20 protein-coding genes and 2 pseudogenes are annotated in these 23605 nt (G+C 55.9%); 8 read left to right on the top strand and 14 right to left on the bottom strand.

The window, feature by feature from the left end:
* The first annotated feature begins 239 nt into the window (after positions 1–239).
* The 4 genes from ACTH5D_RS12000 (at position 240) to ACTH5D_RS11985 (ending at position 4052) form a co-directional block, all read left to right on the top strand.
* A complete protein-coding gene (locus tag ACTH5D_RS12000) occupies positions 240–1619 on the top strand; it encodes an MFS transporter (RefSeq protein ID WP_441671530.1) in 1380 nt (459 codons plus the stop codon).
* A 78-nt stretch (positions 1620–1697) separates the two neighbouring features.
* A complete protein-coding gene (gene ssb, locus ACTH5D_RS11995) occupies positions 1698–2378 on the top strand; it encodes a single-stranded DNA-binding protein (RefSeq protein WP_441671528.1) in 681 nt (226 codons plus the stop codon).
* A 52-nt stretch (positions 2379–2430) separates the two neighbouring features.
* Positions 2431–3321 carry a sugar nucleotide-binding protein gene (locus ACTH5D_RS11990; RefSeq protein ID WP_441671526.1) on the top strand — a complete coding sequence of 297 codons (891 nt, stop codon included), beginning with the start codon at positions 2431–2433 and terminating at the stop codon, positions 3319–3321.
* Positions 3318–4052 carry a lysophospholipid acyltransferase family protein gene (locus ACTH5D_RS11985; RefSeq protein WP_441671524.1) on the top strand — a complete coding sequence of 245 codons (735 nt, stop codon included), beginning with the start codon at positions 3318–3320 and terminating at the stop codon, positions 4050–4052. Before ACTH5D_RS11990 ends, ACTH5D_RS11985 begins: the two co-directional genes overlap by 4 nt.
* Before the next feature lie 141 nt (positions 4053–4193).
* Here ACTH5D_RS11985 and fabB read toward each other — a convergent pair whose 3' ends face one another.
* From fabB to ACTH5D_RS11955, 6 genes and pseudogenes are all read right to left on the bottom strand, one after another.
* Positions 4194–5417, bottom strand: a complete 1224-nt coding sequence (gene fabB / locus ACTH5D_RS11980; protein WP_441671522.1) for a beta-ketoacyl-ACP synthase I — start codon at positions 5415–5417, stop codon at positions 4194–4196.
* 13 nt (positions 5418–5430) lie between these two features.
* Positions 5431–5946, bottom strand: coding sequence for a 3-hydroxyacyl-[acyl-carrier-protein] dehydratase FabA (gene fabA / locus ACTH5D_RS11975; RefSeq protein ID WP_096276597.1), 516 nt, complete (start codon positions 5944–5946; stop codon positions 5431–5433).
* Positions 5947–6555: 609 nt separating this feature from the next.
* Positions 6556–6756, bottom strand: a pseudogene (locus ACTH5D_RS11970) (class I SAM-dependent methyltransferase); the annotation flags it as partial.
* A gap of 21 nt (positions 6757–6777) precedes the next feature.
* A pseudogene (gene phrB, locus ACTH5D_RS11965) lies at positions 6778–8187 on the bottom strand (deoxyribodipyrimidine photo-lyase).
* A gap of 77 nt (positions 8188–8264) precedes the next feature.
* Positions 8265–9185, bottom strand: a complete 921-nt coding sequence (locus tag ACTH5D_RS11960; RefSeq protein WP_441671519.1) for a MerR family transcriptional regulator — start codon at positions 9183–9185, stop codon at positions 8265–8267.
* Between the two features lie 421 nt (positions 9186–9606).
* Positions 9607–9726 carry an NAD(P)-binding protein gene (locus tag ACTH5D_RS11955; protein WP_441671517.1) on the bottom strand — a complete coding sequence of 40 codons (120 nt, stop codon included), beginning with the start codon at positions 9724–9726 and terminating at the stop codon, positions 9607–9609.
* Positions 9727–9875: 149 nt separating this feature from the next.
* Between ACTH5D_RS11955 and ACTH5D_RS11950 the strand changes: the two genes are divergently transcribed.
* On the top strand, positions 9876–10775 hold the full coding sequence (locus ACTH5D_RS11950) for a TIGR01777 family oxidoreductase (protein ID WP_441671515.1): 900 nt from the start codon (positions 9876–9878) through the stop codon (positions 10773–10775).
* A 13-nt stretch (positions 10776–10788) separates the two neighbouring features.
* Here ACTH5D_RS11950 and rapA read toward each other — a convergent pair whose 3' ends face one another.
* Both rapA and ACTH5D_RS11940 read right to left on the bottom strand, forming a co-directional pair.
* Positions 10789–13734, bottom strand: a complete 2946-nt coding sequence (gene rapA / locus ACTH5D_RS11945; protein ID WP_441671513.1) for an RNA polymerase-associated protein RapA — start codon at positions 13732–13734, stop codon at positions 10789–10791.
* Between the two features lie 113 nt (positions 13735–13847).
* Positions 13848–14651 (bottom strand): redoxin family protein, encoded by an 804-nt coding sequence (locus ACTH5D_RS11940; RefSeq protein ID WP_441671511.1) that lies wholly within the window; start codon positions 14649–14651, stop codon positions 13848–13850.
* A 76-nt stretch (positions 14652–14727) separates the two neighbouring features.
* On the opposite strand from ACTH5D_RS11940, the gene ACTH5D_RS11935 reads away from it, so the two are divergent.
* The 3 genes from ACTH5D_RS11935 (at position 14728) to ACTH5D_RS11925 (ending at position 16612) form a co-directional block, all read left to right on the top strand.
* Positions 14728–14964: a hypothetical protein gene (locus tag ACTH5D_RS11935; protein WP_441671509.1), complete on the top strand. Its 237-nt coding sequence runs from the start codon at positions 14728–14730 to the stop codon at positions 14962–14964.
* Positions 14954–15244, top strand: a complete 291-nt coding sequence (locus ACTH5D_RS11930) for a hypothetical protein (protein ID WP_441671507.1) — start codon at positions 14954–14956, stop codon at positions 15242–15244. The genes ACTH5D_RS11935 and ACTH5D_RS11930 overlap by 11 nt, the downstream gene beginning before the upstream one ends.
* Before the next feature lie 159 nt (positions 15245–15403).
* Positions 15404–16612 carry an ABC transporter substrate-binding protein gene (locus tag ACTH5D_RS11925; protein ID WP_441671505.1) on the top strand — a complete coding sequence of 403 codons (1209 nt, stop codon included), beginning with the start codon at positions 15404–15406 and terminating at the stop codon, positions 16610–16612.
* A gap of 112 nt (positions 16613–16724) precedes the next feature.
* On the opposite strand, the gene ACTH5D_RS11920 is transcribed toward ACTH5D_RS11925, so the two are convergent.
* The 6 genes from ACTH5D_RS11920 to ACTH5D_RS11895 form a co-directional block, all read right to left on the bottom strand.
* Positions 16725–18050, bottom strand: coding sequence for a branched-chain amino acid ABC transporter permease (locus tag ACTH5D_RS11920; RefSeq protein WP_441671503.1), 1326 nt, complete (start codon positions 18048–18050; stop codon positions 16725–16727).
* Positions 18050–19054 carry a branched-chain amino acid ABC transporter permease gene (locus ACTH5D_RS11915; RefSeq protein ID WP_441671501.1) on the bottom strand — a complete coding sequence of 335 codons (1005 nt, stop codon included), beginning with the start codon at positions 19052–19054 and terminating at the stop codon, positions 18050–18052. The genes ACTH5D_RS11920 and ACTH5D_RS11915 overlap by 1 nt, the downstream gene beginning before the upstream one ends.
* Before the next feature lie 16 nt (positions 19055–19070).
* Entirely contained in the window at positions 19071–19730 is a 660-nt protein-coding gene (locus ACTH5D_RS11910) for an ABC transporter ATP-binding protein (RefSeq protein ID WP_441671532.1), read from the bottom strand.
* A gap of 181 nt (positions 19731–19911) precedes the next feature.
* Complete coding sequence (locus ACTH5D_RS11905; RefSeq protein WP_441671499.1) at positions 19912–20682, bottom strand: ABC transporter ATP-binding protein; 771 nt, start codon at positions 20680–20682, stop codon at positions 19912–19914.
* A 49-nt stretch (positions 20683–20731) separates the two neighbouring features.
* Positions 20732–22177: a sodium-dependent transporter gene (locus tag ACTH5D_RS11900; RefSeq protein ID WP_441671497.1), complete on the bottom strand. Its 1446-nt coding sequence runs from the start codon at positions 22175–22177 to the stop codon at positions 20732–20734.
* Positions 22178–22451: 274 nt separating this feature from the next.
* A partial coding sequence (locus ACTH5D_RS11895) for an EF-Tu/IF-2/RF-3 family GTPase (RefSeq protein ID WP_441671495.1) occupies positions 22452–23605 on the bottom strand: 1154 nt, incomplete at its 5' end.

Below are 23605 nucleotides of genomic sequence, written 5' to 3'. Positions count from 1 at the left end.
TGGGTGCGGGCACCCCTGACCAGAATGCTGTCCATCAACACCTCGAATCGCGCGGTAAAAACGTGATTATACGTTTGTCGTGCCCCTCCCGGCAAAGCCGCATTATTAACCTGCGGCAACGTGCGACGTTTCCAGCGTGAGCGCAAACCGCTAGAATGGAGGATTATCTCAAAACGTTATGCTGATTCACCTCATGCTTATCCATCACGTAGCTATTTTTCATCGTACACAGGGGTATTATGCGCAAGGTTTCCGCGTTATTGCTGGGCTCTGAACGCCGTGCAATTAGCGGTTTAGCCGGGCTTTATGCGTCTCGCATGCTGGGTTTGTTCATGGTGCTACCGGTGTTGGCGCTATACGCCGATACGCTGGAAGGATCGACACCCCTGCTAGTGGGCGTGGCGTTGGGTATTTATGGACTAACCCAGGCGACGCTGCAAATTCCGTTTGGCTTACTTTCAGATCGCATTGGTCGCAAGCGGGTGATTGCACTGGGGTTAGCGATTTTTGCGCTTGGCAGCATGGTGGCGGCCCTTTCCGACACCATGGTGGGCATCATCGCCGGGCGGGCTCTCCAGGGCGGGGGCGCCGTTGCGGCGGCTATTATGGCACTTCTTGCCGATCAAACCCGTGAAGAAGTGCGTACGGCCGCTATGGCGGTTATTGGACTATCGATTGGTGTCTCGTTTGCGATTGCCATGGTGCTAGGCCCTTGGCTGGCGGCCTGGGCAGGATTAGCCGGTGTTTTTTGGTTTACTGCGCTACTGACGCTGGTGGGGTTGCTAGTGCTGTGGCGTTGGGTGCCTGCCGCGCCACGCCGTCGTCGCCATCGTGATGTCAGCATGGATCGTCAGCAGTTTAAAAGCGTGATCATGCGCCCCGACTTATGTCGGCTTGACGTGTCGATTTTTGCGCTGCATTTGGTACTGATGGCAATCTTTGTGGCGGTGCCTTTCCGTCTACTGGGTGCCGGTGTGCCGATTGAGTATCATGGGCTGGCTTATCTAGGCATTATGGCACTCTCGTTTGTCGCTATGGTGCCGCTCATCGTTGTGGCGGAAAAAAAGCAGCAAATGCGGTTGATGTGTTTGCTGGCCATCGGCGCTATTGTCATTAGCTTGGCAGGGCTTGGGTTGCCGCTCTTCGCGGGAGATTGGCTGTTTGTATGGCTGTTTGTGTTCTTTACCGGCTTCAATTTTCTGGAAGCCACATTACCTTCCATGCTCAGTAAGTTGGCGCCAGCCGGAGCGAAAGGCACGGCGATGGGGGTTTACTCTACCAGCCAGTTCTTAGGTGCTTTTTTAGGTGGTACTCTGGGGGGGCTTTTGGCCCATTTCGGAGGTCTCAATGCAGTCTTTATTGGCTGTGCAGGGCTGGCCCTTTGCTGGTGGGTGGCAATGTGGTGGATGCCGTCGCCACCGCCGCTATCCAGTGAAATAGTTGCGTTAGATGACACGCATGCGGATGCGCTGGACCTGCTCATGGAGCGTTTAGCCGACGTGGTTGGTGTTGAAGACGTTATGTTGGTGCCGGAAGAACGCTTGGTCTATTTGAAAGTGAATCGCCAGCAGCTGGATCGAGCGACATTGACTAGGCTAATGTCGCCACCCCAATCTTAACCAAGCAGGGCCGTAACATTGGCCTTGGCTGATAATTAACCCTACGTGACACTTATTAAAAGATAAAAGGAGCACCTTATGGCTCGCGGTATTAACAAGGTCATTTTGATTGGTAACCTCGGGCAAGACCCTGAGATGCGCTTTACGCCAAGTGGTACAGCCGTGGCAAATTTAAACGTGGCGACCAGCGATACATGGATGGATCGCCAAAGCGGTCAGCGTCAAGAACGCACCGAATGGCACCGTGTTGTCATGTTCAATAAGACGGCCGAAATCGCCCAGCAGTACCTGAAGAAAGGCTCTAAAGTCTACATCGAAGGGCGCCTGCAAACGCGAAAATGGCAGGATCAGAACGGCCAGGATCGCTACTCAACTGAAATCGTCGCTAATGATATGCAGATGCTGGACGGTCGTACGGGGGATTTCCAGGGCGGCGGTGCTCCGCAAAATAGCTATTCTCAAAATAACGCTGCTCAGAACGGATCTGCCCAGAATGGGCCGGCTCAAAATAGTCCTGCTCAGCACAGTCCTGCTCAGCATAGTCCCGCTCAAAATCATGCTACACCGAGCAGCCCGGCCCAGCATAGTCAGGGGGGCGGTTATCCTCAGCAGAATAGCCCTCAGTCGGCGCCTCGCCCCGCGCAGCCAGCACCGTCGCATCAGGGCAATCAAGCACCTCAGCCGCACCAGCAAAACAACAGCTATGGCGCTCCGGATCCGGGCAACTTCGATGACTTCGATGACGAGATTCCGTTCTGAAAGTGCTATTAACCGCGCACCTTAGAATGAGGCGTGACGAGGAGAGGCTGTCTTGAAGCTGCTGATACTGGATGCCGGACATTGCCTGAGCCTGGCATTGGCCCGGGAAGTAAGTCGTCGCACCGACACAAAGCTGGTCATCGAGCAAGGTGCGTCTATCACGGCGTCACGTCTTGAGACAATCGCGCCTGACGCTGTGATTATTCCGCCGCTGGCACGTCCGCTGGGCATGGCGCCGGCGGAGGTCTCTGCTCATGCTGATGCGGTTGATGCCTGTTTGGATGCCTGCCTATCGCAAGACGTAGCGCTGATATGGTGTGTCTCTGATCAGCTCTATGAAGATGGTTTGGATGTTCCTATCGACGAGCATGTTGTGCCTGCCCCGCGAGACGAAAGTCTGCGTCGGCTGGTGCAGGCCGGGGATCGTATCCGCGCCGAACTGCAGCGTCATTTGATTGTGCGCCTAGGCCCGCTGTTTGCGTTAGAGGGCAGCCATGCGTGGCTCAATGACATCATCGATAGTCTGGTCGTTCAAGAAGCGGTGCGCGCGGCGGAAGACGTGATTTTTTGCCCGACATCTGCAGATGCTGTCGCGATGGCGCTAATCGGTATGCTTCAGCAGCAGGTCGGTGGTGCGAACGCTTGGGGAGCGTATCATCTTGCCGGCACCGAGCCCGTCAGCGCCTTTACGTTCACCTCGATGGTACGCACCCAGCTGTTAACGCACCTTGAAGGGCGTGGCGAGCAGATTGTACTGGGTGAGGTGCAGCCGCTGAAGCACCATCACGATGCTAAGCTACGGCGCGTTTTAAACTGCCGGCGGGTGCTCGATGTCTTTGGCGTACATCAAAAACCTTGGCGTTTAGAGGCGGGGCGTATGATCGATGCATGGTGTTTGATCCGTGAGAATGACCGTGCTGACGATACAGGAGCATCGGCTTGATAAATGTGGTTCGCACTCTGATCTTTTATGCTGGCTATTTTTTAGCTATGCTGATGATTGGCGTACTCTTTTTACCGATCGCTCCCTTTCTGCCGCTGTCGGGTCGCTATCGCTTACTGAATTTGTATAACTACTTCTTAATGGTGTGGTTTCGAATCGCCTGTGGGGTTAGCTACGATATTCAAGGGCGAGAAAATCTGCCTAGCGGCCCCTGTGTAATTCAAGCCAATCATCAGTGCGAATGGGAAACCGTGTTTCTACAGGTGATGAAACCACCGGTATGCACCGTGCTGAAGCGCGAATTACTGCGTCTGCCTATTTTTGGCTGGGGGCTACGACTGTTGCGCCCCATCAGCTTGGATCGCTCAAAACCAGCGCGAGCGTTGAAGCAGGTGCTGACTCAAGGCGTTGAGCGGCTGGGCACCGGGCTATCGGTACTTATTTTTCCGGAAGGCACTCGGGTTGATCCCGGTCAGCGTAAACGTTACAACAAAAGTGGCAGCGTAGTGGCATGTCGTGCTGGGGTTCCGGTGTTGCCCGTTGCCCATAACGCAGGGGAGCGTTGGCCTGGGCGTCATTGGGTTAAGCGTCCTGGCGTGCTACGTGTGCGCATTGGCAAGCCCATTGAAACAGCGGGGCGTATGCCTGATGAAGTGCTGGCCGAAGTTGAAGTATGGATCGAGGCACAGCTGCAAGAAATTTCTGAGGTACCACGACCTACCACTCGATAACGGCATCGCTTTTAACGACATAGCTTTTCACGACATAGCTTTTAACCAATAATGGCGCCCATAGGGCGCCATTATTGTATCAACCGTCGATATTACCCTTCGATACTTATCAAGTTGGTCGTCGCACTAGTGTTCAACGTACTAACGTTTATCATTATAGCGTTGGAACACCAGGCACGCATTGGTGCCGCCAAAGCCGAAGCTATTAGACAGCGCGCGCTCGATGGTCACGCCATCTCGGCGTTCGGTGACAATATCAAAGCCATCAGCCTGCTCATCCAACTCTGTGACATTCGCCGAAGCCGCTACAAAGCTGTGCTGCATCATCAGCAGTGAATAGATCGCTTCCTGCACGCCGGTGGCGCCTAACGAGTGGCCGGTGAGTGATTTGGTTGAGCTCATCGCAGGCGTTGTGTTGCCAAAGACCATGCGTATGGCTTTTAGCTCTGCAACATCACCTACCGGCGTTGACGTGCCGTGGGTATTGATATAGTCAATCGTGCCGTCAACCGTGGCCATCGCCTGATGCATGCAGCGCATGGCGCCTTCGCCAGACGGCGCGACCATATCGTAACCGTCGGAGGTGGCACCGTAGCCGACTAACTCGCCATAGATCTTGGCACCACGCGCTTTAGCATGCTCCAACTCTTCCAGTACCAGCATGCCGCCGCCGCCTGCAATTACAAAACCATCGCGCGCTTTATCGTAGGGGCGCGATGCCTTGTCAGGCGTGTCGTTATAGTGGGTCGAGAGAGCACCCATGGCATCAAAGAGACAGGAGAGTGTCCAGTGCTCTTCTTCACCGCCGCCGGCAAACACCACGTCCTGCTTGTTTAGCTGAATTTGCTCCATTGCACTGCCAATACAGTGTGCAGACGTCGCACAGGCAGAAGAGATAGAGAAATTCACGCCTTTGATTTTGAACGGCGTCGCTAAGCACGCAGAAACGGTGCTACCCATTGTGCGCGTGACCCGATAAGGGCCAACGCGGCGCAGGCCTTTCTCGCGCAGCACGTCGGCTGCCTCGACCTGGTTGGCGCTTGAGGCACCACCAGAGCCGGCAATAAGGCCAGTACGCTCATTGGATACCTGTTCGTCACTGAGACCCGCATCTTCGATAGCTTGCGCCATAGAAACATACGCGTAGGCCGCTGCATCACCCATAAATCGACGCAGCTTACGGTCGATCAGCGCGTCAAGATCAATATCGACGCTGCCCGCTACATGGCTACGGAAGCCACGCTCAGCATACTCTTCCTTAAAACGAATACCGCTACGCCCATTTTTGAGCGCGTCCAGGACCTGTCGTTGGTCATTGCCAAGGCAAGATACAATGCCAAGGCCGGTGACTACCACTCGTCGCATGGGAGCCTCCTGTTCAGAAATTCGCAGTGGAGGTGAATAGGCCAACGCGCAGATCATTAGCCTGATAGATGTCGCGTCCGTCGACGGTTACCGTTCCGTCGGCGATACCCAAAATGAGGCGGCGGGTAATAATACGCTTAATATTAATACTATAGGTCACTTTTTTAGCCTCAGGCAGGATCTGTCCGCTGAACTTGACCTCACCACAGCCCAGCGCGCGTCCGCGACCTGGATGGCCTAGCCAGCCCAAATAGAAACCGACCAGTTGCCACATGGCATCAAGGCCTAAACAGCCAGGCATGACAGGGTCACCGGGGAAGTGGCAGTCAAAAAACCACAAATCAGAGGCGATATCCAGCTCAGCGATCAGTTCGCCCTTGCCATGCTCACCGCCTTCTTCGTGAATGTGCTTGATGCGATCAAGCATCAGCATGTTAGGAGCTGGAAGCTGTGCATTGCCAGGGCCAAAGAGCTCGCCACGCGAGCAGGCCAGCAGTTCTTCGCGATTAAAGGAATGTTGCTTGGTCACTGAATCGTTCCGAGTATCAAGATGGTTGTTGGCCGCATGCGGCACCTAGAGCCGAGGAATAGCACCGGAGCATAACACGTGAGTCTAGCGTCAAAGCTCGGCCCGCAAGGCAAAGCCTAGTCTACTTCCCGAAACCGCTGAATGCACGCCATCCTCTACCTGACCTGCATTTTTACCACTTCCTTGCTGCGTCTGAAAGCGTGCAATAAGAGATAGCAATTCCATTAAATAGGAGGAGGTTGCGATCTCGTACTTTAAATAGAGCGTGATGGCTTGCTAAAGGCGAGGTGATCATGAGAGGCTATTTTGCTGGCTAGTAATATACCGGCTAAAGCCATAACACAGTGGTGCTAGGCCAAGCACAAGCGCTTGGCTATGAAAATCAAAGCCACCTAGTAAGCGTAAGCGGCCATCAATGGCCAGCCCGAGCGGCTACACACGGCGATAAACTGCCATTCCCCTGGCCGCCTGAAGGCGCCACAGGTGCCATGTTAATAATCCGCCTCCTGCAATCGCTGCGGCTCATGAGCCACCTAACACGCAGAGCAGCCAGTCCGCCTCAAAGCGCAGGGCCTTAAACAGCAATGCTTGCCATCGGCGTGCTGCCATTTACAGTGCGCCCGTTAACGGCATTGGTTTGGCGGCTGGTTTCGCAAGCAGCAGGTGGCAGGTGCCGATAGAGCGTTCAATAAAGCTGCCCTCGCAATAGCACAGATAATAGCGCCACATGCGGATAAAGCGCTCGTCATAGCCCAGCTTGCGCACTTGCTCAAGGCAGGCTTCAAAACGATGGCGCCATTCGCGCAGACTGTACAGTGAATATAGTAGTGGCTATTTACTGAGCGCTTTAAAGGCATCTAAGGCACGCAAGCGAGCCGCCTTGTGATCGACAATGGGAGCAGGGTAGTCCACATCGGTGAGCAGGTCTTGGCGAGGCGCGTGGCGCACTTTTGCCGGCAATTCAGCCAGCTCGGGCAGCCAATGGGCAGTAAACTCACTCTCTGCATCAAAGCGGGTCGACTGGGTCGTAGGATTGAAAATACGAAAATAAGGTGCGGCGTCCGTGCCCGTTGACGCTGCCCACTGCCAGCCGCCGTTGTTAGCGCAGAACTCCCCATCTACCAGGTGGCGCATAAAAAAGGCTTCGCCGCGCCGCCAATCAATCAATAGATGCTTGCTCAAAAACATTGCCGTGACCATACGCAGGCGATTATGCATCCAGCCTGTGTTTACCAGCTGACGCATGGCCGCATCGACGAGAGGATAGCCGGTGCGCCCTTCGCACTAGGCCTGAAAGCCTTCATCATCACGCCATGCCAGCTGTTTTGTGTGTTCCTGAAAGGGTTGATAGCGGCAGACCTGGGGAAAGCCCACCGCAACGTGCTGATAGAATTCGCGCCAGATCAGCTCATTGACCCAGGTGGTTAAGCCCAGGTCGCCATCGCCTAAATGACCGCTATTTTCGGCCATTACCGCTTGTAAACACTGGCGGTGAGAGATCATACCTAGCGCTAGGTATGGGGAAAGTTCGCTGGTGCCGCGCACCTTAGGCAAGTCACGCTGGGCCTTATAATGGCGACCACGAAAGCGCAAAAACCGCGACAAGTTATCGGCCGCAGCGTTCTCATCGGCCGGCCAAAGGCGCCCATCGACAGGCGTCTCGTCAAGTTTGGGCAGTGACGGCAGCGGGTCGCTGTTAATCGCCAGTTTAGCCTGTACGCTGGGCGTATCGCGCAGAGTGAGCTGATCGGCGGTGATGTTTTTATGCCACGCATTGGAGAATGGTGTAAAGACGCTATAGTAACTGCCTTTACCTGTTAGCAGGCTGCCAGGTGCGAATGCCACGCTATCGTGATAGCCATGAGACACAATGCCTGCCTGCTTAAAAGCGTCCTGCGCGGCTTGGTCCCGGCGCTGTTCGTTGAGCGCGTATTCATGATTAAAGTGCAGCTGTTCTACGTCGTGTTCGCGTGCGAGTTCAAGCAATACTGCTGGCGCCTGGTCATAGCGCTCAATGTCGCGATGCAGCAGCGGGATATTCAAACCGTTGAGCGCTGTTTTCAGCGCTGCCACGCCACGCCCCCAAAAATCTAGCTTATTGGCACCGTGGCCGTGTTTTTGCCACTGGGGAATACTGCGCAAAAACACCGCTATTACAGGGCCTTTGGCCGCCGCGGCGGCGAGTGCGCTGTTGTCATCAATGCGCAGGTCGCTGCGCAGCCAAATCAACTGTCGTTTCATAAAGTCTCCAGCGCGGCATAAACAAAAAAAATGGCCGATCACCACGAGGGCGAACGGCCAAGATAAAAATGAGCGGTTTACAGTACGCCAGACTCGCGTAACAGAGGGCGCAAGCGAGCGATCGCCTGAGGTAGATCATCGCCCAGCAGATGTAGCGGCCCATCTCGCAAATCGTCCGCACGTAGGCGAGCTACCTCGCCACACACTCCAATAGGTACGTTGAGCATCCTCGCCGCGTTGGGCAGCTCGTGTTGAATGTAGCTATCGTTTTCGCGCTGGCCGCTGGAAAGCAGCACCATCGATGAGTGCAGTCGCGCCACGGCCTGGGGTAGCGCCTCTAACGGCAATGAGTGATCTAGCATTTGCACGCGGTAGCCCTGCTCGCTGGCCATTAACGCGGACATCAGCACCCACAGAGGCCCCGGATCATCGGGCATTGCATTGAGTAAAATCAGCGGCCCGCGAGTCGTTTGATTGGCATAGTGCAAGCGAATGCCGACCTGGCTGCGCAAAAAGGCTTCCAGGGTGCGACGCACTAGCGGGTCTGGGCTCATCGTCCATTTCGCTTCTAGCGTTAAAATGACCGGTTGCCACAGCTCATCGATAGCGATGCTTAGCGGGTAGAGCGCCAGGCTTTGATGATAAAACGCCTCTAATTTCGCTAGATCAAGCGCTTCTATAATACCTTGCAACTGCTGGCGCTGGCTGGACCAGTCACCGGCATCTGTGGCAGGAGCTTCAATTGTTTCTGGCTGGTCAAGCAAGTCCACGACTTGACTGACCGGCACACCACGATTTAACCACTGCAGAATGCGTTCGATGCGGGTAATGTCGTCCTGGGCATAGAGGCGATGGCCTTTCGGCGTGCGCTGAGGGCGAATAAGCCCGTAGCGTCTTTCCCAAGCGCGAAGGGTGACGGAGTTCACACCGGTTAAACGAGACACTTCCCGTATGGGGTAAAGCGGCGTATCGGGTGGGTGGGTCGCCTTGAAACTCATGGGCGCCAATACCTCTTCTTAGTTAACTGCCGTTGAGTCGTAAACGTTGGCATCGTTGTTAGCTGCAGCATAGGGCTACAGGCGCATCGCATTATTCGCCGCGGCGAAGATGATTCATATTCCATGTAACGTTGTCCGATTAAAAAGCTGAACATGAACACGCTACTGTATGCCCATTTGTACAACTTGTCGCTACTCGGTACAACCTTTATAAGAATCCTTCTTACTAGTAAATACTTGTAACTATTAAACCGACCGGCCTATTAGCGCTTCTCCTAAGCGGTGCCCTGATAGCCAGGCATCTTCAACACGGCCATCGCTAAAGCTGTCACCACATAACGCCAACCCGTCTTGACTGTATAAGTATTCACTGTCGCAGGGCGTCGCCGGCTCGGCGTAGCGCCAGCGATGAGCGCCCATGTCAATGATTGATGTGGGCGCCGCTGCTTGCCAGTACCTGAGCGCATGCAAGGCCGGATATGCCTGCGCCGATAACCGCAACGGAGTGGTTAGCCGACAGGGACGCTAGGGGTGTCGTCATCGTTTTTCTCGACATTTAGGCGTGAACTTGGCCAATTGTAGCCGGTGGGTATAAATGTCGTACAATGTAAGGATCACTTTACGATGCCGCGTGACACGGTGATGAGTTTGCTCAGGCGACACCCACACGGCATCAACAGGAGTAATAGCATGCGCGTATTAATAACCGGCGGCAGTGGCTTTGTCGGCCAGCGACTATGCCAGCAGCTGATTGAGCAAGGCCATGAGGTGCAGGTGGTTTCCCGACACCCTCACAAGGTACGTCAACGACTGCCTAGCGGCTGTGACATACGCGATAGCGCTCAGGCATTTATTCAATTGCCGCCGGACGCCATGATTAATCTAGCCGGCGAACCAATTGCTGCCAAGCGCTGGAGCGATGAGCAAAAAGCCAAGCTGATTAACTCGAGAAAGGCGGCGACACAACAGCTAGTAGCGCTGTGTGAGCAGTTACAGGCTAACGGTCAACCACTGCCGAAGGTCATGGTGTCGGGCTCGGCAATGGGCTATTACGGCGATCAGGGCAACCGTGTAGTGAGCGAAGACACGGTGCCCAACGAGGAGTTTGCCCACCGGCTATGCCAGCAATGGGAGGTTGCGGCCCAGCCATTTGAGGCACTGGGGGTGCGCTTAGCGATTGTGCGGATTGGATTAGTGCAGGCAGGTGGAGGCAGCCTGCAAAAGATGCTGTCGCCATTTAAGCTGGGTTTAGGGGGCCGTTTTGGCAGTGGCGAGCAGTTTATGCCATGGATTCACCGCGACGATTTAGTCGCAGCGCTGCTATTTCTGGTTAACCAGAACAACCTAAGCGGTGCTTTTAATGCCAGCGCGCCGCATCCTGTCACCAATGCTGTCTTTACCAAAACCTTGGCCAAGCAGCTCAACCGCCCGGCCATTTTCCCGGTACCCGCGTTTGTACTCAAAGCGGGATTTGGTGAAATGTCACGGCTGCTGCTGACCGGTGCCGACATGCGCCCCGCACGCCTTGAGGCCGCTGGGTTTACTTTCCAGTATCCCAGCTTGGACAAGGCGTTTGGGGCCATTCTTTGAGCAACAAGAAAGCTTAGCGGTCGGCGTCAACGGTGATAATCACCCGCACGGAATCAAGCCGTAGGCGGGTGTTTTCAATTGCGTCGCTGAGCGCCTGGCGTTCGTCCTTCAGTGCGTCGATTTCAACACTACGCACCGCCGGATTGTGCTCGGCCAGCGCGGTTAAACGAGCAAGCTCAGCGTCCAACTGGTCACGCATGCGCGCTTCGGCATTTTCTACAATGCTGGGCAGTTGGCGCCCAGCTTCGCTCTCACCTTGAGTGAGCAGGCCACGCAGCTGATCGTGACGGCTTTTGATCAGGTCGCGCGCCAGCGATTTATTGACCTTCTGCAGATTTTTACTTAGCCCGGTGAAGGAGATTTTGCTGGTCAGATTGGCGCCTGATTCATCCAGCAGCACGCGCACGGCGGTGGGCGGCAAGAACCGGTTTAGATGCAATTTTTTGGGCGCAGGACAGTGGGTGCGAAACACCAGTTCGGTCATCAAACGGCCGCTGGGAATAGCGTCGTGGCTCAGCAGCGCGAGCGCCGAGTTACCCATAGTGCCGTCCAGTACGCGCCCCATCATTTCGCGTACCAGCGGGTGTTCCCAGGAAAGCCGCTGCACATCGTCGCGCGCTAGCGCCTGGGCTCGGCTATACGTGGCGGTAAAGCCTTCTTCGCCTTTCACCAGGCCGGGCAGCCCATCCAGCATGTGTTGGCTGGGCTGCAGGTGCATCAGACCCTTGCCAATCTCCTGGCTATCTACCCCGAAAATATCCAGCGCGCGTTCAAGATAGCGCGGCAGGGCGGTGTCATCGTCAAGTTCGCGTACGGCATCAATGACCTGCTGAGCGCGGGCTGGGCGGCAGGCATTCAGCTCCAGCAGACGATTACGCCCCGCATCGTGCTCGGCCAGTTTGGCGTTAAATAGCGTGCGCGTTTCAGCGATAATCTCGTCAAGTGCTTCATCATCCAGCAGTGCGTCAGCCAGGGCGTCGCCAAAGGCATCATACAAATCGTTGCCGACTCCGTGAGGCGCGCTAAAAGCATCCATACCTTCGTGATACCAGCGCAGCAGGCGTTCACCGGGGCTGCCTTCAAAGGTAGGGATATGCAGCTCTATCGCATGACGCTGGCCGATACGATCCAGGCGGCCAATACGCTGCTCCAACTGATCCGGGTGTTGGGGCATATCGAACATAACCAGATGGCGGCAGAACTGAAAGTTGCGACCCTCTGAACCAATTTCCGAACACACCAGCACTTGTACGCCTTCGTCTTCATCGGCAAAGGCCGCCGCTGCACGGTCACGCTCTATCAGTGAAAGGTCTTCGTGGAACACCGGTGCGTGGTAGCCACCCAATACGCGCAGCCCTTCGGCGAGGCCTTCTGCGGTTTCACGATGGTGAGCAATGACCAAGACTTTTTCGTTGGCGAAGCCGCTGTCGCTATCGTCGCTGAGTTTTTCCAGCAGCCAATTAACCCTAGGATCGATGTGCCACCAGTCTTCGCTATTGAGCGGGTCGTTACTGAGTTCGCGATAGGCGGCATCGGGATAGATCAGCACATCAGGGTGATCCATCCCGGTCTCGATTAGCAGTTCATCGAGATAGTCGACGTCACGCTCAAGACGGCGCACGACGCGGCGGTAAGCTGAGGGCAGCGCTAGCGGGGCTAAGTTTAAGCGCCGCTCAGGAAAGCCTCCTACGTGGCGCCGGCTGTTGCGAAACATCACGCGTCCGGTGCCGTGGCGATCAAGCAGTGCCTCACTCAGCTGAGCGCGCGCGGCATCTTGCTGTTCGCTGCTGGCTTCCACGTTGCAAAGGGTGGCTAGCAGCGCCTGGCTATCACGGTCATCGGCGACGGCGGAAACAACAGCGCGCGCGTTAGGGTCGCTTGGCAGTGTCTCTAACGCATCGATGGCGCGGGCGACGTCGGTGTAATGGCCTTCTTCTGCCTGGAAGCGCGCTAGGTCGTGGTAGCGCTCGCCATCCAGCAGGCGCAGGCGGGCAAAGTGGCTCTTGATGCCCATCTGCTCTGGCGTAGCGGTGAGCAGCAATAGGCCCGGAATGGCCGCGGACAGTTGCTCTACACACCGATAGCCGGGGCCGCTGCCTTCCTCGTTCCAGTCGAGATGGTGGGCTTCATCGACAATCAGTAAATCAAACTGACTGGCGAGCGCCTGTTCTTGGCGCTTGGGGTTGGCAAACAGCCAGCCTTGGCTCGCCAGTACAAGCTGGGCATTTTCAAACGGGTTCTCGTTCCCGTAGGCCTGGCTTTGGGTTTCATCTAACAGCGAGACCTTGAGTGAGAAGCGACGCAGCAGCTCAACCAGCCATTGGTGGGTAAGGCTGTCAGGGACCAGAATCAGCGCGCGCTCTACTCGGCCATTGAGCAGCAGTCGGTGCAGAATAAGGCCGGCTTCGATGGTTTTACCCAGACCCACTTCGTCCGCCAGCAGTACGCGCGGGGCGTGGCGATGGGCGACTTCATCGGCGATATAGAGCTGGTGAGGAATTAAATCGATCCGCGGCCCAGAAAAGCCCAGCGCGCTATGCTGCTCAATGCGTTGATAGTGGTGCAGGGAGCGAAAACGCAAATCAAACCAGTCGTTACGATCGACTTGACCGGTCAACAGGCGATCGCGAGCCTGGTCAAACTGCATGGTATCGGCGAGTTTGGCTTCAGGGAGCTCGCGCGTGTTGCCCTCTTTGTCTTCACCGGTGTAGGTGATCAGACCGTGGGATTCTTTGCTGTTATCGACAACGATTTGCCAGCCGTCGGTTGACAGCACGCGGTCGCCACTACCGAACATGACGCGGGTGAGCGGGGCTTGGCGGGTATTGTAGGTACGGGTTTCCTGGCAGGCACTGAACAAAATGGTAACGCTACGGGCGTCGCAGTTAAGCACGGTGCCAAGCCCAAGCTCAGCTTCGCCGTCGCTAATCCAGCGTTGGCCGGGAGAAAAATCGCTCATGATGCCTCGGAGGAGTCTGCAAAACGGGTCGACTGCCGGCGGCGGGGAGCGCCGACGGCAACAGGGCGGGGGATTCTAACGCAAAGCAGCGGGGGGATTAAGGTGTATCGGTATCAATCTTCTAACCAGCGGTCTAAATGGGCGCGGGTGAGTTCACCCACGTGAACATCCAGCGTATTGCCCTGACGATCAAACAGAACGGTGGTGGGCAGCCCGGGGGATTCAAAAAGCGCCATTAATTGCTGGCTGGGATCACGCAGCGCATAGCGAAAATCCAACTGCTGGTCGTCCAGGTAGCGCACCGTAGGCAGCAGGTCTTCGCCCTGGTTGGCGACGATGACGCTAATACCCTCACGCTGTGCGGCGGCCTCAAGCAGCGGCATTTCGCGCCGGCACGGTGGGCACCAAGTGGCCCACAAGTTGACGATGATGAGATCGCCGCTTTCCGTCAGCGAGGGTAGGTGCACGTTATTACCGTCTACATCTTCCAGAGTCACGTCCGGCAGGCGATCAACGGCGAAGTCATTGCCCAAAGGCGCTAGCATGACCAGCATCAGCCATAGGCTAGATGCGGCGGCGAGTAGCGCCATGGCGCCCCCCATCGTCCTTAGCCGTGCGCGCAGGTTCCATGCAGTCCATGCCAATCCCGCGGCGAGACCCCAAAGGGCGTGATAACCCGGTTGCCAAACTTTTAGTATTTCAAGCGGTGCGCCGCTGTAGCTATCAAGATTAAGCAGTATGTGGCCAACGCGCGCGCCGATAAGCCAGGCAATAATCAGCCCGTAAAACCAGCGCTGATGGGCCTGGCGTGAAAGCCCTAATAACCATCCGGTGCACAGCAAAAGCAGCAGCGCACAGCCAATGGCATAAAGCCTAGGCAGCGAAATTAACAATGGCCCAAGAGCAATGGCGTTCATGAGTTTCCAATCAAGTTTTCCGTGAAGCAGGTACACTAACAGACTATACCGGCGAGCAGAACATTACGGAGACGTTATGCCCCCACCCGCTTTTGATCGGCTGCGCGCGTTAGCGATCGGCTCCCAAGCGATTGGCTTGATATTGATTATTACCCTGGAAACCATCATGGGGGACGCGGCCCGTCCCTGGCAGGGCGTTGTTCTAGCCGTCATGCTTGTTACGGCGTTAGCGATCGCGCTGGTGCGTCTTTATCGGCGTAATCAAGCTCGCAAACGCTGGGCTCAGCGCCTGGACGATCACGATGATACTTAGCACTTGCCGCTGGTCTCAATGGTTCTGTTTGCTGTGGCTGTGCAGGCTGATGGGTTTGCGTTACTGGCCAACGGGCAGCAGGCATTTGCCGCCTTGGGTCGGGTTGATTCGCCAAGCGCAGCGCGAGCTAGATATTCAAACCTACCTGCCGGACGGTGAGCTGAGTTGGCACCTTGAAAGCGAGGGTGAAATGGAGGTTTTAACCGCTGAGCCCGGCAGCGCTTGGCGTCATTTCAACGCATGGTTAAGCCATACACTCAAGCTAGAGCGCTGGTTGTAGTGTGTTTGTCGCTGGTTTTAACTTGTTTATCAAAGCAGCGTTAGAAGCTGGCGCTTGTATTTTTGGCGTTCCAGTTCCAGATTAATAGCAGCCCCGCATGTGAGCAGTGGGGCGCATTAAAAAAACAGGCAGGTTTTTTCACTGGGAGCGACAAACAATATGGTCAATAAGCGCGTATTAGCCACCGCTGTGGCGGCCTCGACCCTGGCAATGGCCGGATTTGCTCAGGCCGAGGTGAAAGTTGGTTTCTTGGGCGGCTTCACAGGCGGTATTGAGAGCTTAACGCCACCGATTTTTGCCGGTGCGCAGCTGGCCGTTCAGCAAGTGAATGAGCAGGGCGGCATTTTAGACGGCCAAACGCTAGTGATGCCATCTGGCGACACCACCTGCTCCGATGCATCGGCTGCCTCTAACGCCGCCGACCGTATGGTCAACTCTGAGAACGTTACCGCTATTATCGGTGCGCTATGTACCGGTGCCACGATTGCCGCGGCTAATAATGCCGCCGTTCCTGGCGGCGTGCTGATGGTCTCGCCAGCCTCAACGGCACCGGCAGTCACTGAGCTTGATGACAATGACTTAGTCTTCCGGACAGTTCCCTCGGATGCTTTCCAAGGTGAGATGCTCGCCAAGCTATTGCTCGACAAAGGCATTGATGCGGTCGCCGTCACCTATGTCAATAACGACTACGGCCAGGGTCTATCGGATGCCTTTGGCGCGGCCTTTGAAGCCGGCGGCGGTGAAGTGGCGGAAAACCTTGCCCACGAGGATAATCGTGCGGACTACCGCTCTGAGCTGGGTTCGCTCTCGGCCAGTGGTGTCGAGACGCTGGTAGTACTGGCCTATGCCGACACTTCGGGTCAAACCGTACTGCGTCAAGCCTATGAAAGCGGCATGTTTACACAGTACGTAGGCGCTGACGGAATGGTGGGCGATAGCCTTATTGAGGCCATTGGCGCTGACGTGCTTGAGGGCATGATTGCTACTCGCCCCGGTAGCCCCGACCTACCCGGTACGGATATTTTTATTGAAGCGGCGCAGGTTGCAGAGCTAGACCCAAGCGCGGTGTTTGCTGCCCAGGCCTATGACGCGGCGTTCCTGATAGCATTGGCCATTGAGCAAAATGGCAGCGCTGATCGCGAAGGGCTTACTGACGCGCTGCGCAGTGTTTCCAGCGCACCGGGTGAGGTCATTTTGCCCGGCGAGTGGGAAAAAGCGGTTGAGCTGATTGCGGCAGGTACTGACATCAACTACGAAGGCGCCTCCGGGTCCCATGAGTTCGACGACAACGGCGATGTTCCCGGCGTAGTGGTTGAAATGGTGGTCGAAGATGGCACCTTTACCAGTAAAGGTCTGGTTGATCTTTAAGCGCACAATGCCCGTAGTGTAAACACAGGGGTAGTGCCCGACGACTGGCGCTACATGTAGAAATACCCGGCTGAAGCAGCCGGGTGTTTTTTTAGCTCAACATTGGCAAGGCTTAGCTGTGGTTCTTAATCTTTTCCGGCAGCAGGCCTTTGGGCGCAAAGCGCAGCACCATCGTGATCAGCAGGCCAATCACCAGTACGCGTGCCTGTAGGGCGCGGCTATCCATATTGCTGGGTGCATCCCAGCCGAAGGCGCCTTCACCGAAAGCAACCGCAAGTTGCATCAAAAACAGCGCGAGCGGCTCGGACATAATCCAGATGATGTACACCGCCACGGCACCGAAAATCGTGCCCAGGTTATTGCCCGGCCCGCCAAGGATTACCATGACTAGCACGAGGAACGTGTGGTTGAGTGGCAGGTAGCCTTGAGGATCAAAAAGGCTGTTAAAGGTGCCCAGCATGCCGCCGCCTAGCCCCATCAGCACGCAGCCCAGTACAAAGATTTCTAAGCGGCGCTTGTTGATATTTTTGCCCATCGCGGCAGCGGAGACTTCATTATCGCGAATCGCCCGGATCATTCGCCCCCAAGGGGCATGGTAGGCGCGATGAAGAAGAAAGAAGATGGCGGCAATCACTACCGCGGTAAATGACAGATAGATGGCCCGAGAAAGCGTGAAGCCAAGCTCCGCCGGCCCCGGCGTCGGCCAGGGTAGCGGGGATACCGTGGCGGTGCCGCGGGTGAGCCAATCTGAGTTTTTGAGAAACGCTTTAATAATTTCGGCAATGCCTAGCGTGGCGATGGCCAGATAGTCACTGCGTAAGCCTAGGCATATATGGCCGATAAAGTAGCCCACGCCGCCGGCTAATGCACCGCCAACGATCCAGCCGGTCCAGGCGGGCAGGCCAAAGCCGCCCACAAATCCTGCTCGCGATTGAATTTCGCCAGTGACCTCACGTAGCAAGCTGATAACCACCATATAAAGCACGAGTGCCAAGACAACGGCGATCAACGTACGCAGTTTCTTAGGCACGCCCAGGCGGTCAAGCTTGGTGGCTGCGACGACCAGTAGCATGGCGGCGATACCATAGAGCAACACGCGTCCTAGCTCGCCCGGCAGCTCCGTTCCCCAGAAGGTATCGTTCACCGGTACGCTGAACAGCATCGCGCAAAAACCGCCGAGCGCGACAAAGCCCATGACCCCGGCGTTGAACTGGCCGGCGTAGCCCCATTGAATGGTGAGGCCTAGGGCGAGAATGGCATAGCAGGCAGCTTCCACTAACATTCGAGTGCTGTAGGCGGCGCCCATGACGGCGTATACCGCTAACACGGCGATGAGTAGCACCCCGAACAGAATGAACTCGCGCAGCGGGAAGCGACGCTCCTGAGTGGTATCTTTAGGGGTATAGGCAGGGTTGCGCGTTTTGGCTGAATTACTCATTAGATCACCTTGCCCTTAAAGAGTCCGGTGGGACGCCATACCAAAATGGCCACGAGAATGAAAAACGGCACCACGATCTTGTATTCTGTGCCTACAAAGGCCAGGTTCGACGGTAGCTCCAGCCAGGCCGGCAGGCTGTCGCGGAAGGGCCGCAGCAGTACGTTCCAGTTAAACACCGCTAACGTTTCCGCAAACCCCACCACAAAGCCCCCGGCAATCGCGCCATAAGGGTGGCCCACGCCGCCCACAATGGCCGCAGCAAAAATAGGCAGCAGCAGAAAGAAGCTTAGGTCGGGTTTGAAGGTCACGTCGAGGGCGAGCAGGGTGCCGGCAGTAGCGGCCAGCGCTCCTGCAATCATCCATGTCACGGCCACAATGGTATTGGTGTTAATCCCCGATGCCTGGGCAAGCTCAGGGTTGTCTGACATCGCCCGCATCGCCTTGCCAAGCCTTGAGCGGTGAAGAAATAGATGCAGTGCGACAACGGCAACCAGCGTAAGCACAAACAGATAAATTTGCGGTTCGGTAATCACGATGGGCGCGCGAGCACCTTCAAAGGGCAGGGCTAGGCGAAAGATTTCTTTGCGGTCATCGACATACAGACTTTGCCCGCTAGTGCCTGAAAATAGCCGGATAAGCCCCTGCAGAATAAGCGTGACGCCCAGCGAGCCAATAACCAGCACTATGGGCTTTACCCCATGGGCGCGCAGTGGTTTATAGAACGCTTTGTCGATGCCTACCGCTAATGCAGCGGTCAGCAGCATGGCCAGCGGTAGCATTAAGATAGCGGTGGGGACGCCAAGGCTCGCACCTGCGGCTGGAAACAGGGTGGTGAGCAGTAGCACCATAAAGGCACCAAAGGTCATCATGTCGGCATGGGCAAAATGGGCAAAGCGCATAATGCTGAATATCAGCGTTACGCCGACGGCCCCTATGGCATAGATGGAGCCGCTCACGCTGCCCGCAATCACCACATTATTAATAAAAAAAACCAGTTCGTTCACGTGTTTCTCCCTGGGGCTAGCCGCCTAAAAAGCTTTTAGCGACGTCCGGATCAGCCAGCAGTGCGGCCCCTGTGCCGGTAAAGCGGTTTTGGCCAGCAGCTAGCACAAAGCCTTTATCGGCAATCGCCAGCGCCTGCTTGGCATTCTGTTCCACCATCAAAATGCCAACGCCTGCGGCATTGATCTGTTTGACGCGATCGAAAATTTCATTCATGTACAGCGGCGACAGCCCTGCGGTGGGCTCATCGAGTAACAGCAGGCTCGGCTCGGCCATGAGCGCGCGCCCCATGGCGACCATTTGGCGCTGACCGCCAGAAAGCTCGCCGGCGGGCTGGCGGCGCTTCTCATGAAGCGGCGGGAAGAACTCATATACCTGCGCGAGCATCCGCTTGACGTTTTGCGGCTTTAAAAATGCGCCCATCTCCAGGTTTTCCTGCACGGAAAGGCTAGGGAAAATATTTTTCTCTTGAGGCACAAAGCCCATACCACGCTGTACCAGTTGGTTAGGTGGCAAGTTATGAATCGGCTGGCCGAGGAGCAGTATCTCGCCCTGGTTGACATGTAAAAGGCCAAAGATCGCCTTCAGCATGGTGGATTTACCTGCCCCGTTAGGGCCGACGATAACGCCAATTTCATCCGCGGCTAGCGTCATGTTTACCCCGTTAAGGATATTCATGCTGCCGTAGCCACCGTGCACATCGTGCGCATCGATTAATGGCCGATGTGCCGTTTCAATGGTTGAAGCCCCGGCTGTTGAGGGGCCGATGTTTGCAGGCATAGGGTCAGGAGTCTCTGCTAGGTCACTTGCAGGAAGCGACATCATTGTAATCATTGGGTGTGGCTAGGTTTGGTCACGCTCAGGCGGCATCGCTGCCAAAGTAAGCTTCGATAACCTCCGGGTTACTCTGAATATCGCTAATGTGGCCTTCCACCATGACGCTGCCTTGGGCCAGCACAATGACCGGATCACACAAACGGGCAATCATTTCCATGTCGTGCTCAATGACTAAAAAGGTGTAGCCCATCTCACGATGCAAGCGCTCGATATTGCCCATTAAATCGCCCAGCAGCGTACGGTTTACCCCGGCGGCGATCTCATCTAAGAGCACGATTTTGGCATCGCTCATCATGGTACGACCTAGCTCAAGCAGCTTTTTCTGCCCGCCCGACAGATTGCCCGCCAGCTCGTTACGCACATGGTGCAGGCCAACGAAGTCGATGACCTCCAGCGCCCGGCGGCGCACCTCGGCTTCTTCACGGCGCACCGTGGCAGGCCGTAACCAAGCGCTAAATAAATCCTCACCGGCTTGTTTGGGCGGCACCATCATCAGGTTTTCCAGCGCGCTCATCTGGCTAAATTCGTGGGCGATCTGAAAGGTGCGCAGCAACCCTTTATGAAACCGCTGGTCGGCGCTGAGCGCCGTTATATCCTCACCATCAAGCAATACGCGACCGCTGTCGGGGGACAGTGAGCCGGCAATCAGATTAAATAGTGTCGATTTGCCCGCGCCATTAGGGCCGATCATACCGGTAATAGAGCCTTTTTCTACTTGTATAGAGCAGTCGTTAATCACCTGTAAGCCGCCAAATGCTTTGTTGACGCGCTGTACTTCAATCAGAGGGGTCATGGTGTCTCCACGCGATGCCGGCGGCTAAGAAGCCGCCGGCGCACTATTATTAAGTTGTTTGTCGTGGTTTTTTAAGCCACCGCTGGCTGGCCGCAAACGCGCCGACGATCAGAAGCGCACCAAGGGCGGGGATAAGATAGCCATCCACCTGAGGAATCGTGCGTAAAAACACAAAGGCTACCGCCGTGGGCGCGACAAAGCGCACCAGGAACCGCCAGAATCTAAACCAAGTGACGTTGGTGCCCAGTTCTTTCATCACCTCACTTTGGGTGAGCGCCCACCCTGCAAACAGAGCAATCATCAGGCCCCCAATGGGCATAAAGATATTGGTCAGGAGTTCAATGAAATCAAACGCGCTGCGCCCAAAGAGGAGGTGGAAAATCGTCCCTTCGGCCCACACGTTAAAGCTCACGACGGTTAATAGCCCCATCGCCCAGGCGGCGGTGGCCATAATAACGACCGCCTGCGGGCGGGTCATATCAAAGCGCTCCACCAGAAAGGCCGCAACGGGCTCAATCAGCGAAATAGATGAGCTGACCGCGGCGCCAAGCACCAATATAAAGAATACGCCGCCGATCAGCGCACCCATCGGCATGTCGGAGAACGCTAGCGGTAAGGTAACAAACATAAGCCCAGGGCCTTGCCCCGTTTCCAGGCCTGCGCCAAATACCAGTGCGAAAATAGCTAAGCCGGCCACCATCGCTACGGCGGTATCAACAATGGCCACGGCAAAGGCCGTGCGGGTCAGCGACACGCTGCTGGGCATATAGGCACCATAGGCCATGATCGCCCCCATCCCTAGGCTGAGCGTGAAGAATGATTGCCCCATTGCTTGAAGCCAGCCCTCTAAGCTGAGGTCGGCAAGATTGAACGTGAACAAGAAGGTAGCGGCGGCGCCCACATCGCCATTGATCACGCTGTAGGCCAGCACTATCAGCAGAATCACAAACAGCGCAGGCATCATAATGCGTAGCCCGGCTTCGATGCCGCTATGAATGCCCATGCCAACAATAAGCGCCGAGGCGGCAATAAATAGCGTGTGATAGAGCGTCATCAAGCCCGGTGCCGCCAGCAGCGCATCAAAGCCTTGGCTAATCGTCTGCGCATCGGCACCGACAAGCGAACCGGTGAGCATCAGCCAGGTGTAGTGAATCGCCCAGCCGGCAATCACGGAGTAGAAGCTTAAAATTAAAAAGGCGGAGGCGGCGCCCAGCCAGCCAATCGATTCCCACGCACGAGAGGTGCGGTGGGTTTTGGTGAGGTGGCGCATACCCATAATCGGACTTTGACGGCTGGTGCGCCCCAGCATGATTTCAGCAATCAAGATAGGAATGCCGACCGCGAAAATCGTCAGCGCGTAAATCAGAATAAAAGCGCCGCCGCCGTTTTCACCGACCAGATAAGGAAAACGCCATAAATTGCCCAGACCGACGGCAGAGCCAACGGCGGCCAGAAGAAACGTGCCTTTGTGCGTCCAGACGTTATGACCGCTCATGGGTAAGAGTGTCCAGGTTTGGGTGCAAGAACGGGGATAAGTATCCAAACACTTGTATGAATATCGATAAGTCAGCGTGCCTTGGACGCGCAGAAGTTAACGTTACTGTGCGATAGAATGCGCCGTCTTTCCAGAGCACTAGCGTTTAGGTTGCGTTAAGGAGCATGGCTTGGCAATTGGCTCGCGGTTAATGAAACATTGAAAAGCGCGACATACAGGCACAAAAAAGCCCGCTTGCGCGGGCTTTAATGATTTACCTATACGACTAATAGGCTTACTTCTTGCTGAAACGCTTGCGCTCGGTTTCTTTAAGCATCTTTTTACGCAACCGGATGTGTGCCGGCGTTACTTCAACTAGCTCGTCGGAATCGAGGAACTCGATCGCCTGCTCCAGCGAGAACTTCACTGGCGGCGTCAGCACGATGTTCTCGTCGTTACCGGTAGAGCGCATGTTGTCGAGCTTCTTACCTTTAGTGGGGTTAACCACCATGTCGTTAGCACGGTTGTTGATACCAATCAGCATGCCTTCGTAAACTTCCGTGGCGTGATCGATAATCAGTTTGCCACGCTCTTGCAGCGCATAAAGTGCGTAAGCAAGGGCTTTACCGTCAACCATCGAGACCAATACGCCGTTACGGCGCTCGATAGAGGCGTCGGGCTTCAGCGGGCCGTAGTGATCAAAACGGCTGGTCAGGATGCCGGTGCCGGAAGTCAGGGTTAAAAACTGGCCACGGAAACCAATCAGACCGCGCGCAGGAATGATGAAGTCCAGGCGAACCCGGCCTTTACCGTCCGGCAGCATGTTGGTCATCTCACCTTTACGGTAGCCCAGCTCTTCCATGATAGAGCCCTGGTGCTGCTCTTCACAGTCGATGATGACTTCTTCGTACGGCTCTTGCTTCTCACCGTCGATTTCTTTGATGATAACTTCTGGGCGGCCAACGGCCAGCTCAAAGCCTTCACGACGCATGGTTTCGATCAGTACCGAAAGGTGCAGCTCGCCACGGCCCGACACTTTGAATTTCTCAGGGGTTTCGCCCTGTTCAACGCGCAGCGCTACGTTGTGAATCAGCTCTTGCTCAAGACGATCCTTGATATTACGGCTGGTCACAAACTTACCGTCTTTACCTGCGAACGGTGAATCGTTGACCTGGAAGGTCATCGAAACGGTCGGCTCGTCGACAGACAGCGGCGGCAGTGCTTCGACCTTGGCCGGATCGCATAGCGTATCCGAGATCGACAGATCGTCGATGCCCGTCACGCAGACGATATCGCCGGCGGTGGCTTCGTTGGTCTGCACGCGCTCAAGGCCCATATGGGTCATTACCTGACCGATTTTGCCTTTGCGCACATTGCCGTCAACGCCGATGACCGACACCTGCTGGTTCGGTTTCACCGCGCCACGCTTGATGCGACCCAGGCCGATAA

This window comes from Halomonas sp. (assembly GCF_052095695.1).
Taxonomy (GTDB): domain Bacteria; phylum Pseudomonadota; class Gammaproteobacteria; order Pseudomonadales; family Halomonadaceae; genus Vreelandella.
The sequence above is the reverse complement of the archived record's forward strand: the minus strand, read 5'-3'. Positions and strand labels throughout refer to the sequence as shown.